13 protein-coding genes are annotated in these 14,165 nt (G+C 62.1%); 5 read left to right on the top strand and 8 right to left on the bottom strand.

What is annotated here, in order from left to right; all coding sequences use genetic code 11:
* Positions 1 to 130: 130 nt before the first annotated feature.
* A complete protein-coding gene (locus SJY08_RS15525) occupies positions 131 to 1,576 on the top strand; it encodes an aldehyde dehydrogenase (RefSeq protein WP_054150932.1) in 1,446 nt (481 codons plus the stop codon).
* A 64-nt stretch (positions 1,577 to 1,640) separates the two neighbouring features.
* Here the strand turns inward: SJY08_RS15525 and SJY08_RS15520 are convergent, their stop codons facing one another.
* A complete protein-coding gene (locus SJY08_RS15520) occupies positions 1,641 to 2,153 on the bottom strand; it encodes a MarR family winged helix-turn-helix transcriptional regulator (RefSeq protein ID WP_054150900.1) in 513 nt (170 codons plus the stop codon).
* Positions 2,154 to 2,318: 165 nt separating this feature from the next.
* Between SJY08_RS15520 and SJY08_RS15515 the strand changes: the two genes are divergently transcribed.
* The 3 genes from SJY08_RS15515 to SJY08_RS15505 all read left to right on the top strand — a co-directional run bounded on the left by SJY08_RS15515 (position 2,319) and on the right by SJY08_RS15505 (position 5,220).
* Positions 2,319 to 3,875 carry an AMP-binding protein gene (locus tag SJY08_RS15515; protein WP_377276733.1) on the top strand — a complete coding sequence of 519 codons (1,557 nt, stop codon included), beginning with the start codon at positions 2,319 to 2,321 and terminating at the stop codon, positions 3,873 to 3,875.
* A gap of 49 nt (positions 3,876 to 3,924) precedes the next feature.
* Positions 3,925 to 4,752 carry a p-hydroxycinnamoyl CoA hydratase/lyase gene (locus SJY08_RS15510; RefSeq protein ID WP_377276731.1) on the top strand — a complete coding sequence of 276 codons (828 nt, stop codon included), beginning with the start codon at positions 3,925 to 3,927 and terminating at the stop codon, positions 4,750 to 4,752.
* Between the two features lie 276 nt (positions 4,753 to 5,028).
* Positions 5,029 to 5,220, top strand: coding sequence for a CsbD family protein (locus SJY08_RS15505; protein WP_054150897.1), 192 nt, complete (start codon positions 5,029 to 5,031; stop codon positions 5,218 to 5,220).
* A gap of 115 nt (positions 5,221 to 5,335) precedes the next feature.
* On the opposite strand, the gene SJY08_RS15500 is transcribed toward SJY08_RS15505, so the two are convergent.
* From SJY08_RS15500 to SJY08_RS15480, 5 genes are read right to left on the bottom strand one after another with little or no spacing between them, the layout of a single operon-like run.
* The gene (locus SJY08_RS15500; protein ID WP_377276729.1) at positions 5,336 to 7,072 is read right to left on the bottom strand and encodes an acetyl/propionyl/methylcrotonyl-CoA carboxylase subunit alpha; all 1,737 of its coding nucleotides are present in this window, start codon (positions 7,070 to 7,072) and stop codon (positions 5,336 to 5,338) included.
* Between the two features lie 47 nt (positions 7,073 to 7,119).
* Positions 7,120 to 8,721: a carboxyltransferase domain-containing protein gene (locus SJY08_RS15495; protein ID WP_377276727.1), complete on the bottom strand. Its 1,602-nt coding sequence runs from the start codon at positions 8,719 to 8,721 to the stop codon at positions 7,120 to 7,122.
* A 7-nt stretch (positions 8,722 to 8,728) separates the two neighbouring features.
* Positions 8,729 to 9,535 carry a putative hydro-lyase gene (locus SJY08_RS15490; RefSeq protein ID WP_377276725.1) on the bottom strand — a complete coding sequence of 269 codons (807 nt, stop codon included), beginning with the start codon at positions 9,533 to 9,535 and terminating at the stop codon, positions 8,729 to 8,731.
* A gap of 21 nt (positions 9,536 to 9,556) precedes the next feature.
* The gene (locus SJY08_RS15485; protein ID WP_377276723.1) at positions 9,557 to 10,321 is read right to left on the bottom strand and encodes a LamB/YcsF family protein; all 765 of its coding nucleotides are present in this window, start codon (positions 10,319 to 10,321) and stop codon (positions 9,557 to 9,559) included.
* Positions 10,322 to 10,343: 22 nt separating this feature from the next.
* Entirely contained in the window at positions 10,344 to 11,558 is a 1,215-nt protein-coding gene (locus SJY08_RS15480; RefSeq protein WP_150127541.1) for an NRAMP family divalent metal transporter, read from the bottom strand.
* 364 nt (positions 11,559 to 11,922) lie between these two features.
* On the opposite strand from SJY08_RS15480, the gene SJY08_RS15475 reads away from it, so the two are divergent.
* Positions 11,923 to 12,573, top strand: a complete 651-nt coding sequence (locus SJY08_RS15475; protein ID WP_054150891.1) for a GntR family transcriptional regulator — start codon at positions 11,923 to 11,925, stop codon at positions 12,571 to 12,573.
* A 23-nt stretch (positions 12,574 to 12,596) separates the two neighbouring features.
* On the opposite strand, the gene SJY08_RS15470 is transcribed toward SJY08_RS15475, so the two are convergent.
* Complete coding sequence (locus SJY08_RS15470; protein ID WP_054150890.1) at positions 12,597 to 13,352, bottom strand: SDR family oxidoreductase; 756 nt, start codon at positions 13,350 to 13,352, stop codon at positions 12,597 to 12,599.
* An 80-nt stretch (positions 13,353 to 13,432) separates the two neighbouring features.
* Complete coding sequence (locus SJY08_RS15465; RefSeq protein ID WP_054150889.1) at positions 13,433 to 13,942, bottom strand: acyl-CoA thioesterase; 510 nt, start codon at positions 13,940 to 13,942, stop codon at positions 13,433 to 13,435.
* Between the last annotated feature and the right edge of the window lie 223 nt (positions 13,943 to 14,165).

The raw sequence follows: 14,165 nt of genomic DNA, 5'->3' as shown, positions 1-14,165 counted from the left end.
GCCGGTCCGTTTAGGAATAACCTGCTCTCTGGAGGATCGAGACCTGATCGCAAGAGAGCAGGCGGGGCCGGAAGAAAACGACGGACCAATTTCTGAACCTGAAGATAATGGAGGAGGAAGATCCATGAATATGCATGTTTCGCTGTTGATCAATGGTGCCGAAAAGGCGGCCGCGGGCGGACGCACTTTTACCCGCATCAATCCTTTTACGCAGGAAGTGGCGACCACGGCCTCGGCCGCAAGCCTCGAGGATGCCAACGCAGCCGTAGACGCAGCTGCTGCGGCCTTCCCGGCCTGGTCGAAGACCGGCCCCGGTGAGCGCCGCAAGATCCTGCTCAAGGCTGCTGACATCATGGAATCGAAGACCGCCGAGTTCTCCGAACTCGTGGTCGCCGAAACCGGAGCCACCGGCCATTGGGGCGCCTTCAACGTCATGGTTGCTGCAAGCATGTTGCGCGAAGCCGCTTCCATGACCACCCAGATCTCGGGCGAAGTCATCCCGTCCAACAAGCCGGGTTCGCTCTCCATGGGCATGCGCCAGGCCGTCGGCGTTTGCCTTGGCATCGCGCCGTGGAATGCGCCGATCATCCTCGGCACCCGTGCGGTCGCCATGCCGCTCGCCTGCGGCAACACCGTGATCCTGAAGGCATCGGAGCAGTGCCCTGGTACCCATCGTCTGATCGCTCAGTGCCTCGTTGAAGCCGGCCTTCCGACTGGTGCCATCAGCGTCATCACCAATGCGCCCGAGGATGCAGCCCAGATCGTCGAAGCCCTGATCACCAACCCGGCAGTCAAGCGCGTCAATTTCACCGGCTCCACCAAGGTCGGCAAGATCATCGGCGAACTGTGCGGCCGTCATCTGAAGCCGGCCCTTCTGGAGCTCGGCGGCAAGGCGCCGCTCGTCATCCTCGATGATGCCGACATCGACGCGGCCGTGAACGCCGCCGCCTTTGGCGCCTTCGCCAATATGGGCCAGATCTGCATGTCGACCGAGCGTATCATCGTCGATGAAAAAATCGCCGACGAGTTCGTCGCAAAGCTCGCCGCCAAGGCATCGAAGCTGCCGGCCGGCGATCCGAAGGGCCACGTCGTGCTCGGCTCGCTCATCAGTCTCGAATCCGCAAAGAAGATGGATGAGCTGATCGCCGACGCCGTTTCCAAGGGTGCAAAGCTCGTTGCCGGTGGCAAGCGCGAAGGCAGCGTCGTCGAAGCAACTCTGCTCGACAATGTCACCTCGGACATGCGGATGTATCAGGAAGAGAGCTTCGGCCCGGTCAAGCCGATCATCCGCGTGAAGGATGAGGAAGAAGCGATCCGCGTTGCCAACGACACTGAGTATGGTCTCTCCGGCGCCGTCTTCAGCCGCGACATCCGCCGCGCGCTCGCTGTCGCCGCCCGCATCGAGTCCGGCATTTGCCACATCAATGGCCCGACGGTCTTCGATGAGCCGCAGATGCCTTTCGGCGGCGTTAAGGGCAGTGGCTATGGTCGCTTCGGCGGCAAGGCCGCGATCTCCGAGTTTACGGAGCTGCGCTGGATCACGATCGAAGATCCGAACCAGCACTATCCCTTCTGATCATGGAAATGAAACGGCCGCCTTCCGGGCGGCCGTTTTTCTTTCGCAAGCATGTCGACAACGGTCAGTCGGTCTGGCTGTTGCGTGGCATGATATCCGCATAGACACGCTTCAGCCCTTCGATGAATGCTTGCAGTTCCTCGGGCGTAAATCGCGCGGTGAAGCGCAGTTCATGCTGTTTCTGGATGTTGCGGGCCTGCTTCAGGATCTCGGCCCCCGCCTCGGTCAACAGCAGCTCCTGGCGTCGCCGATCGATGGGGGATGGTTGCCGTTCCAGAAGATTGCGGCTTTCCAGACGGTTCACCAGCGCCATCATCGTTGCCCTGTCCATGCTGAGCTGGTTGGCGATGTCGATCTGGCTCACCCTCGGATTTGCGGCGATCAGTTCGAGGACGGCAAACTGCTTCTGCGTCAGCCCGATGTCGCCCATGGCGGCCGTGTAGTCCTGATAGATGGCGACATTCGCCATCCTGAGGTGAAAGCCGAGAATGTCGTCGAGGCGGCCTGTGCGTAATGGCGAGCCCACTTCGAAGACATCGTCGTCGTTCGCGGGCTTCAGGTCATTGTGTCGAGTCATGGCTCCTCTTCCAATCATGCGGCATCGAACTTACGGAATCATTCATGATCACTTTCGACTGCAACAGTCAAATTGCCGCTTGTCAAACATTTGGAGGTCAAATAGTATGTTTAGCATACAATTCGCCAAGGAGGCCCCTGAGGGGTGGCGATGAGGAGGACAAACATGCAGCCTGAAATCAAGTCTGTTTTGGCAGTCAGGGGAGCCGTCGGTCTTGAGACGGACGATCCCGTCATCTACCGAGCCCAGGTGACGCCAGAACGGCCGGCGGTCTACGAAGTGGCGACCGGCCGAACCCTGAATTATGGGGCATTGGATCTGGCCGTGGCCCGCGCGGCCTACCGGCTTCTGGAGATCGTTGGTGATAATCCGGTCATGCAGCGCATCGCCTTTTGGGGACGCAACTCCATCGAGCAAATCACCGTCTGCCTCGCGTGTCAGCGCGCTGGTCTGGTCTTCGTACCCTTGAACTGGCGTCTCGGAGCGGCCGAACTCGGACAGATCATCGCCGATTGTGAACCCTCGCTGCTGCTGCATGATGCAGAGTTCGCGTCGGTCCTCGCGGAGATCTCCGAGGCAATGCCGCGAACCATCCCCATTGAAGGCGACGGTGGCTGGGCCGAGATGGTCGCGTCTTCACCGCGGGCAGAGCCAGCCGCGGTCGATGCGGATGCACCCTGCATCATGCTCTACACCTCGGGGACGACAGGGAGCCCCAAGGGTGTGGTCATCACCCGCCGCAATGCCTTTGCCTCTGCCGTCAATTTTTCGCTGGTCGGTGAAGTCACCAGCCACTCCGTCACGCTCTGTGACCTGCCGTTTTTCCACACCATCGGTCTAGTTGCGATCGGCCGCACGACACTGATGATGGGCGGACGCCTGGTCATCTCCGATCGCTTCATGCCCGACCGCACCCTTTCCGTCCTCGGAGATCCGGCGCTGGGCATCACCCACTATTTCGCCGTCCCGCAGATGGCCTCGGCCCTTAGAAACTCTTCCGCCTGGGACCCGACGGCTCTGAAAGCACTGCAGGCGATCTTCATCGGCGGGGCGCCACTGTCGCCGGCGCTGATCGAAACCTTCCTCCAGGACGGCATTCCGCTCGTCAACGGCTATGGCATGAGCGAAGCCGGCACGACCATTCACATGCCGCTGGATCGTGATGCGGTCGCGCGGCATCCTGGCAGCGTCGGCTATCCCGCACCACTTCTCGCCGTCCGGCTGGTCGGCGATGACGGTCAGGACGTGCCGGATGGCGACGTCGGAGAAATCTGGGTGAAGGGTCCCTCAGTGACGCCGGGCTACTGGAACAATCCGGGTGAGACCGCCCGGGCCTTCGTCGGCGAGTGGTATCGCACCGGGGATCTTGGTCGACGTGCCGAAGGCGGCGTCATCTCCGTCCCGGACAGGCTCAAGGACATGTATATTTCCGGCGGGGAGAACGTCTTCCCGGCGGAGATAGAGGCCGTCATCGGCGCGCATCCCAAGGTAAGGGATGTTGCCGTGCTCGGGCTGCCCGATCCGAAATGGGGTGAATGCGGCGTCGCCTTTATCGTTGCCCAGGCAGACTTGCCCTCTGCCGACGAAATCCTCGCCCATTGTGCCGATCGTCTGGCATCCTACAAGCGTCCCGCACGCATCGTATTCCTCGACCAGATCCCGCGAACGGCATCCGGAAAGGCGCAGAAGCACATTCTGCGCCAGGCCCATGCCAACAGCTGAACACCTTCGACCGGGCGTGAGCCCCCACGAAAAGCCTCAAGGAGCCACCATGACTGAGACAAACACCACGCCAGATCCGGTTCTGGTCGAATTCGACAACGGCATCGCCTTCGTCACGCTGAACCGTCCGGAAAAGCGCAATGCAATGAGTCCGAAGCTCAACATCCGCATGCTGGAAGTGCTGGACGAATTGGAAGCCGATGATCGCTGCGGCGTCCTCGTTCTGCGTGGCGCTGGCCAGTCCTGGTCGGCTGGCATGGACTTGAAGGAGTATTTCCGCGAGAACGACGGCAAGGGCCGTGCGGCCGTTCTGAAGAGCCGCCGTCAGTCCGGTGGCTGGTGGAACCGCCTGATGTATTTCGAAAAGCCGACCATCGCCATGATCAACGGCTGGTGCTTCGGCGGCGCCTTCACGCCACTCGTTTCCTGCGATCTCGCAATTGCCGCTGATGAGGCAACCTTCGGCCTTTCGGAAATCAACTGGGGCATTCTGCCGGGCGGCAACGTGACCCGTGCCGTTGCCGAGGTGATGAACCACCGCGACTCGCTCTATTACATCATGACGGGCGAGACCTTCGGCGGTCAGAAGGCGCGCGAGATGGGCCTCGTCAACGAGTCCGTGCCGCTGGCTGATCTCGAGACCCGCGTCCGCGCTCTCTGTGCAAGCCTGCTCGAAAAGAACCCCGTGGTGCTCAAGGCTGCCAAGGACACGTTCAAGCGCGTGCGCAACATGCCTTGGGAACAGGCCGACGACTACATCTACGCCAAGCTGGAGCAGATGCTCTTCCTCGACAAGAGCAATGGCCGCGCCGAGGGCCTTAAGCAGTTCCTCGACGACAAGACCTATCGCCCCGGTCTCGGCGCCTACAAGCGCTGAGCGTCCAGTCAGACGGATCAATCAAACCGGTGATGCTTCGCAGTGTCACCGGTTTTTGTGTGTCCGGGAGAGCCGTTGTGAAGGGACAAGTCACGCCGTCACAGCACACATGAACCAGCCTCATGCAGTACATTTGGCCTCAAACATCGGAACGATTCTCGCCTTAAAGCGTTTTAGGATCAAGCGGATCGTAAAGCAGCGCGAGATGGACTTTCCCGGCAGATGACCGGGTAGCGAATTGGAAGCTGTGCGTCACCGCCAACAAGGAGAACGAAAATGGGTTCCACATCCGACAAGATTTCCGGCAAGTCGAATGAACTCGCAGGCAAGGCCAAGCAGGCTGTCGGCGACGCGACCGACAACCACAGCATGGAAGCCAAGGGCGCCGCTCAGGAAGCCAAGGGCCATGGCCAGCAGGCCAAGGGTGAGGCAAAGGAAGCCGTGAAGAATGTCGTCGACAAGGCCTGAGGGTCTTCGGCTTCAGCGTTTGGCCCGCCATTGGCGGGCCTTTTGCTATTCAGGCGCGGCCGAGTAGATGAAATTGGTCGACGAGGTTTCGCCGACCCTGTCAGTGCACAGGCCCTCAGTCCAGATAGCGCGCGATCTCTTGCCCGGCAGCCAGATAGGCGCCTGCCTCGCTCTTGAAGCTGACACGACCACTGCGCGCAGCGATGACCTGGGTTTCCATCTTCATCGCTTCCATCACCGCAATCAGATCGCCGCTTTGGACCTCTGCACCCTCCTCGACCTTGAACGCCTGCAACGTGCCCGAAATGGGCGCGGCAATGCTCATGCTGTCTTCCGTCTTGCCGGATGAGGCTTCTGCACCGCCAGCCTGTCCGCCGGAGATATTGCCGATGCCGGAAAGCAGTATGGCTGGGATCGCCAGTTCATGTCTTTTGCCATCGATCTCGACATGGGTCCGGATCAGGGACGTGTCACATACCGGCTCTGGACGGGAGGCGGCCGCAAGCGGCTCGGCGAAATCCGTCTCGATCCAGCGGGTGTGCACGCGGAAGCCCTCTTCTCCGGTGAAGTCGCGGCTTTCCATGGCAGCGCGATGGAAGGGCAGGACGGTCGCCACGCCTTCAATCTTGAACTCTGCGAGTGCCCTTCGAGCCCGCGCCAGCGCCTGCTCGCGCGTCGAGCCGGTCACAATCAGCTTCGCCATGAGAGAATCGAAGGTCCCGGGGATTGTGGAGCTACTAGTGACACCGGTGTCCAGGCGAACGCCGGGACCCGAGGGCGGATCGAAACGGGTGATCGTACCCGGCGTCGGCAGGAAGCCGCGGCCGGGGTCTTCGGCATTGATGCGAAATTCGATCGAGTGGCCGCGCGGGGCAGGGGTCTCAAGCACTTCGAGTGCCTTGCCTTCGGCAATGCGGAACTGCTCCACCACGAGATCGATGCCTGTGGTTTCCTCGGTTACGGGATGCTCGACCTGCAGACGGGTGTTCACTTCCAGGAAGGAGATGGTGCCATCGACCCCGAGCAGGAACTCGACCGTACCTGCACCCGAATAACCGGCGGCTGCGCAAATCTTCTTGGCCGCGTCATGGATCGACTGACGCTGCGCGTCGGTCAGGAAGGGCGCTGGTGCCTCCTCAACAAGTTTCTGGTTGCGCCGCTGCAGCGAGCAGTCACGCGTCCCGAGGACGAGCACATTGCTATGTTTGTCGGCGAGAACCTGCGCCTCGATATGGCGCGGCCGGTCGAGGAAACGCTCCAGGAAACACTCACCACGACCAAACGCGGCCTCGGCCTCGCGCACGGCCGAATGATAGAGCTCGGCCACTTCCTCCATCTTCCAGGCGACCTTCAGGCCGCGCCCACCGCCGCCATGGGCGGCCTTGATCGCGACGGGAAGCCCATACTTCCTGGCAAAATCAATGACCTCTTCGGCGGTTTCGACCGGACCATCGCTGCCTGCGACCAGCGGCGCACCGACCGACTGCGCGATCCGCCGTGCCTCTACCTTGTCGCCGAGCGCTTCGATGACTTCAGGGTCCGGGCCAATCCACGCAAGCCCGGCCTCCTGAACCGCGCGGGCGAACTCGGCGCGCTCGGAGAGAAAGCCGTAGCCGGGATGGACGGCATCGGCTCCTGAACGCCTCGCAATGGCGATGAGCTTTTCAATGTCGAGATAGGTCTCCGCCGGGCGGCTGCCACCGAGACCATAGGCCTCGTCTGCAAGCTTGACGAACAGCGCGTCCATGTCGGGGTCGGCATAGACGGCGACGGACTGGAGCCCGTAGTCGCGGCAGGCGCGGATGATACGCACGGCGATTTCGCCGCGATTGGCAATCAGCACTTTCTTCATCGGGGTCTCCTCAGTGTCTCCCTGGCCTCTCATCGCAGCGGTAAGCGTCATGCCCTTTCGGGCACGATCTCGGCGAAGCGCGTGATGGGCCGGAACTGGATTTTTGCATTCACCGGGATCTGCCCGGCGAGATCGAGATGATATTCGGCAACCGTGCCGATGACCGGATAGCCGCCGGTCAGCGGATGATCGGCGAGGAAGAGCACCGGCTGACCGCTATGCGGCACCTGGATGGCGCCGGTCGCAGTACCCTCGCTCGGAAGCTCTGCCTTGTCCTTGCGTTCGAGCGGTTCGGCGCCGGAAAGTCGTATGCCGACCCGGTTCGACTGCGGCGTCACCTCAAAGACCTGGGATGAAAGCGTGACGATGCCGTGCTCGGTGAACCAGTCGCTGCGCGGCCCCATGACCACGTCCAGCGTAACGATCTCGCCCTGTGCCGGGCAGTCGAAGGCTGGGCTCTCGGTGAGCGATACAGGCGAAAGACCGCGCTCGGACGTGCCAATCGCAAGCACCGCGCCCAGGCCAACCGCCTCTGGTCCCACGACGGCCAAGGTATCTGTCGATGCGCTGCCGAGAACCGGCGCCACGTCGATACCACCGCGAAATGAAAGATAGCTGCGAGCGCCTCGTGCGGCAAAGCCGAGCGTCACGCGATCGCCGGCTTCGAGCGAGATCGGCTGATAGCTGGACGCTTCCGTCAAGCGGCCCTTCGCGTCCAGGATGGCGACAGGGCAGGGAGCACCGGTCAGCGCCATCACACCGGGGCCGGAGATCTCGAACGAGAAACCGCCTAGTGCAATTTCGAGACAGGCGGCCCCGACCGGATTGCCGACGGTGCGGTTCGCAGCCAGGAACGCGCCCTGGTCCAGCGCACCGGCGGACGAGACGCCTTGCCCCGTCTGACCGAAGCGACCGAGATCCTGCACCAGTGCCGGCATCGGAGCGGCCGTAACCCTGATGGATGTGGATGCCGCATGCTCGATAACAGGGGGCGGGGCTACATCCGATGTGACGGAGGTAGTGACAGTCTGTGTCCGCTTGGCCAGATCGAAAAAGCGGACGCGGTATCCCGGCTGGAAGAGGGCCGGCGGCTCGCGCGTCAGATCCCACATTTTCACGGGCGTCGTGCCGATGATCTGCCAGCCGCCGGGGCTCGCCTGGGGATAGACACCGGAGAATGCACCCGCGAGTGCAACGGAGCCGGCGGGGATCTTCGTGCGCGGGCTCTGGCGCCTCGGCACTTGCAGCATCGGATCGCCGCCGACGAGATAACCGAAGCCGGGAGCAAAGCCGCAGAAGGCGACTGTGAACTCGCTCGCGGTATGTCGTTCGATCACCTCCGCAATCGACAAGCCCGTCAGGTCTGCGACATCCTGCAGGTCCTCGCCGTCGTAGCTGACGGGGATCTCGACCAGCATGTCGGATGGCGGGATCTTCGCCGAGAGGTCGCGCGTGCTGATCGCCGCCGCGAGCCTTTCAGCCGTCAGCGTCTCCGGACGAAAGCGGATCATCAATGTGCGCGCGGCCGGCACGATGTCGACGACGCCATCGACCGGCTGCGCCTCCAGCGAGGCGAACAGCGCGAGCGTCTCGTCGAGATCCTTCAATTCGACGATCAGAACGGTCAGGCTGACGGGAAGAAAACGCATCTTGGCCTCAGGCGTGATAGGCGGAATCGGGAATGTCGGTGATGAACATGTGGCCGGGAGCGTGGGTGATGGCAAACGGAACTTTCGAGGCCATGACCGCAGCTTGCGGCGTCACTCCGCAGGCCCAGAAGACCGGCACTTCGCCCGGCTCGATCCGCACGGCATCACCGAATTCCGGTTTGCCGAGATCGGCAATCCCAAGCTCTGCCGGCGCACCGATATGCACGGGTGCGCCGTGAACCGCCGGGAAGCGGCCCGAAATCGTGGCAGCATCCGCAACGCGCCCCGCCGGGATGGGCCGCATCGAGACGACCAGATTGCCTTGCAGTCGACCCGCAGGCCGGCAGGCGCGATTGGTCAGGTACATCGGCACATTCGACTTGTCGGTGATGTGGCGGATCTCGATGCCCGCCTCCATCATCGGCGTTTCGAAGGTGAAGCTGCAGCCGATCAGGAAGCTGACGAGATCGGGATGCTCCGCCCAGGCTGCACTCGCGTCCGTCACCTCCTCGGCAAGCTGGCCGTCCCGCCAGATCCGATAGAGCGGCACATCGCGGCGCAGATCAGCGCCCTCGGCAAGCACGGTCGCATGCGAACCCGGATCGGACACGTCGAGCACCGGGCAGGCTTTCGGATTGCGCTGTGCATAGAGCAGGAAGTCGAAGGCCCAGTCGCGCGGCAAGACGATCATGTTCGCCTGTGTAAAGCCCGGTGCCACGCCGGATGTCGGCTCGACGGCACCCGCGCGATAGCGTTCGCGGGCCGTCCGTGCTTCGGCCGCATCGACATGGCGCAAGGTCTCAAGATCGATCATCGAAGTCTCTCCTTGCGGATCTCAGCGATTGAGGAAGGAGCGCACCGCGATGCCGTCCTTTTCGAAGGCCTGTCGGATTTCCTGCGCGATGGCGACGGCGCCGGGGCTGTCGCCATGGACGCAGATGGACTGCGCATCGATCTTGATCGTGGACCCGTCGATCGCCTCGATCGTGCCGTCATGCACGAGCTGCAGCATGCGCTGTGCGATGACTGCGGAATCATGCAGGACCGCACCGGCTTCGCGACGGGACACGAGCGCACCTGCGGGCGTATAGGCCCGATCGGCAAAGGCCTCGGCAACTACGGCGAGGCCTGAGGCGCGAGCGAGTTCCAGGATCGGTGATCCCGCAAGGCCCATCATCACCAGTGTCGGATCGATCGCCTTGATGCCATCGATGACGGCCTGACCCTGCTTGGCGTCGTGGGCTATGCGGTTGTAGAGCGCCCCATGCGGCTTCACATAGCCGACGCTGACCCCCGCTGCCGCCGCAACGCCCTTGAGCGCTCCGATCTGGTAGATCACGTCGGCGGTCAGTTCTGCCGAGGTGACATCCATGTCGCGCCGGCCAAAGCCGACGCGATCGGGATAGGAGACATGCGCCCCGATCGAAACGCCGCGCTCGGCGGCAGCCTTCACGGTCTTCAAAATGCCGAGTGGATCACCGGCATGGAAACCGCAGGCGACATTGGCGCTGGAGACGATGGAGAGCATCGCCTCGTCGTCGCCGATGGCCCAGGCGCCATAGCTTTCGCCGAGGTCGCTGTTCAGATCGATGGCAGTCATGTCGTCCTCCCTTTGGTGCGAGTTACGCGGCGGTCAGCAGCGCGAAGATCGGCCCAATCGACTTGTAGCCCATGTACCAGGTGAGCGCGCAAGTCAGAGCGCCCAGGATCAGCAGCCAACGCGGATAGCGATAGCCGCCCATCAGGTCGGACCGGGCCCAGCCGGCATAGATGAAGATTGTCAGACCGATCGGCAGGATGAGGCCATTCAGACCACCGACGAAGACCAGCATCTGTGCCGGCGGCGTCGTGATGATGATGTAGAAGAACAGCGAGACGGCGATGAAGATGACGGTCGCGATGTTGCGGGCGCGTTCGGTCATGTCCTTCTTGAAGACTGTGACGAAGGACACCGAGGTATAGGCCGCGCCGATCACGGAGGTGATCGCGGCTGCCCAGAAGATGGCCCCGAAGATCCGCATGCCGACATCGCCGGCCGCCGCCTGGAAAGCCTGGGCCGCCGGGTTGGCACCCTTGCCAGTGACGTCGATGACGACACCGCTTGCGACGACGCCGAGGATGGCGAGGAAGAGTACGTAGCGCATGACGCCGGTGACGGCGATGCCGGTGAGGGCCGCGCGGTTCACGGCGCCGAGGTTTTCGATGCCGACAGTGCCCTTGTCGAGCAGGCGATGTGCGCCGGAATAGGTGATGTAGCCGCCGACCGTGCCGCCGACGATCGTCGTGATCGTGGCAAAATCAATCGTGCTCGGCAGGAAGGTCTGGAAGAAGGCGTCACCCACCGGCGGCTGCGAGACAAGCGCGACGTAGACGGTCAGGACGATCATCAACAGGCCGGCGACCACGATGACGCGGTCGATCGCCACACCTGCGCGGTGCGACAGGAAGATGCCGATCGCAATCAGTGCGCTGATCGATCCGCCCAGCTTGGGGTCGAGGCCGAGAAGCGCATTCAGGCCAAGGCCCGCACCGCCGATATTGCCGATGTTGAAGAATAACCCGCCGACGATGACGAGGATCGCCAGCACATAACCGGTGCCGGGAATGGCGGCGTTCGCAATGTCGGAGGCACGCATTTTCGTCAGCGTGACGATCCGCCAGATGTTCAGCTGCACGACGAAGTCGATGAGGATCGAGGCGAGGATCGCGAAGGCAAAGGCCGATCCGAGCTTGGTTGTGAATGTGGCTGTCTGGGTTATGAAACCAGGCCCGATGGCGGACGTTGCCATGAGGAAGATCGCGGCGATCAAGGCGCCGCGGCGCGTCTTGGCGGACATGCCGCCGGATACGGCTCCATCGGGAGCTGTCGATGTCTGTTCCATGTTACCCTCTCGGTTGACCTGCCCTGCTTTGCGCGGGGCTTGTTGTTCACCTGCGAGGTTAGCCTCTCGTGGTTTCACAATTCTGTCAATATTGTTCAACGATTTTATTTTATCGTTCTACTTAATTGCCGTAATGTTGAGCAATTTGATGCTCGGATAAGCAGATTTCGAATCTCCAAGAACAATTTTTGGCCGTGATTGGCTCCCGCCTTGCTGCGATTTCGCACATGGACGATAAGGCAGCGAAGCTGTCCACCGATCGTCGCTTCGGGATGGCTTGTGAAGCTGCACCGGGCTGACCGGCACCTGGGGAATGAGCATGGCAGAGACGGAAACGACCGCGGCCTTGGCGCCACGCCTGGCGGAAGCAATTCGCGACAGACTGATCAGCGGAGAGCTGAAGCCCGGACAGCGCTTGTCGGAAGCTGCCTTGAGCGCCGACTTTGCTGTTTCGCGCAACTCGCTGCGCGAGGCCTTCCGGCTCTTGACCAAAGACGGTCTGCTTCAGCACGAACCGAACAGGGGTGTCTTCGTCGCAACGCCCAGCATGGCCTCGATCATTGATATCTATCGCGTTCGCCGCCTGGTCGAGTGTCAGGCACTGTCCAATGCCTATCCCAACCATCCCGCCGTTGCTCGCATGCGGGCGGCAGTCGAGACCGCCCGTGCGGCGAGCAAGGTCAACGACTGGACTGCGGTCGGTAGCGAGAACATGAAATTCCACGCAGCAATCGTCGATCTGGCCGACAGTGAAAGACTGGCAGGGTTTTATGCGCAGATCGCTGCCGAACTGCGCTTGAGCTTCGGCCTCCTGAAGGAGCCGGAACTGCTCCACGCGCCCTATGTCGAGATGAATGCAGCCATTCTAGAAAAGCTCGTGGCGGGCGATCCGAAGGGAGCGGCTGCTGCCTTGGAAGCCTATCTCCTGCAGTCCGAACGGACGGTGCTGGCGGCCTTCTCCCGGATCTGAAGACAGATACCTACAGGTGGCGCTCAGAGGGACGCGGTAATGCCTCCGTCCACATAGAGGATATGGCCGTTAACGAAGGACGACGCATCGGACGCGAGAAAGACGCAGGCCCCAGCCAATTCCTCGACCTTGCCCCAGCGTCCCGCCGGCGTACGCTTCGACAGCCAGGCCGTGAACTCCGGATCTGCCACGAGGGCTTCGTTGAGCGGTGTCTCGAAATAGCCAGGCGCAATCGCGTTGCATTGCAGCCCATGGCGCGCCCAATCCGTCGCCATGCCCTTGGTGAGGTTCCCGACGGCTCCCTTGGTCGCCGTATAGGGCGCGATCGTCGGACGCGCGAGCGCCGTCTGGACGCTGGCGATATTGATGATCTTGCCACGCTTGCGTCCGATCATGTGACGCGCGACGGCCTGACCGACATTGAAAACGCTCGAGACATTCGCGGCCAGTAGCTTTTCGAACGCATCGGCCGGGAAGTCTTCCAACGGCGCCCGGTGCTGCATGCCGGCATTGTTGACAAGGATGTCGATCGGACCGACTTCTGCCTCGAAGCGATCGACCGCCTCGCGCACAGCCATATGATCGGTCACGTCAAACGGCAAAATCCGCACCTCGGGTCCAAGCTCGGCTGCAGCCACCTCGAGTTTGTCCAGACTGCGTCCGTTGAGCACGATCTCCGCGCCGGCCTGCTGCAAGCCGGATGCGAGCGCAAGCCCGATGCCTTGAGATGAACCGGTGATCAGCGCCCGTCGGCCCGAAAGATCGAAAAGCTTGTGCATGGTATCCGCCTTCACTCACAATGATCGTCACCCCGGACTTGGCCAAGGCACAATCAAAGTCAAGGCAATTGGACGGCTACTCAGTTTGCTGGAAGAGTTTCGTCCGCGGTCTGGCTCGCTTCCCTGAAGCGCGCTTCGAACTCCAGGCGCAGCGCCCGTCGTGTTTCGGCAGCGCGCTGGCGGCGTTTGCGAATGTCGGTTTGCGCCGCATAGAGAGGGACAGCCGTCGGTCTGCCTTCGGCATCGACAGCGACCATGGTGAAGTAACAGGAATTCGTGTGCCGCCGCTCGCCGGTCCGGATGTTCTCGGCCTCGACCCGAATGCCGACTTCCATGGAGGTCCTACCGGCATGGTTGATCGAGGCGCGGAATGTTACGAGCTCGCCGACATGGATCGGCTGGCGAAACACGACCTGATCCACCGACAAGGTCACCGCATATTGCTGCGAGTAGCGCGAAGCGCAGGAATAGGCCACCCGATCGAGCAGATTGAGCAGCGCGCCGCCATGCACCTTGCCGGAGAAGTTGGCCATGTCGGGTGTCATCAGGACCACCATCTCGAGTTGACTGGTGTCGTGCGGTTCGTCCATGAGATGCCCTCTGCGCTTTCTATTCTGCTCCCCATCCTATTGTGCGGCGCGATAGGCGCAAGTGTCACACTGCGCAGGCAGAAGAGTTGTTGAAGCACCACTCACGCAGTCGAACGCTTCGCGCTTCCTGCCAACTCTGCGAGGTCAGCACAGCGTGCACGATTTTGCCGTGACTGCGACGACACCTCGGGATTGATCCCATTGACACGGCAGACCAAGCGCA

The sequence above is a fragment of the Rhizobium sp. R86522 genome, assembly GCF_042466255.1.
Taxonomy (GTDB): Bacteria; Pseudomonadota; Alphaproteobacteria; order Rhizobiales; family Rhizobiaceae; genus Allorhizobium.
Note: the sequence above shows the minus strand (reverse complement) of the source record. Positions and strands in the feature narration are given on the sequence as shown.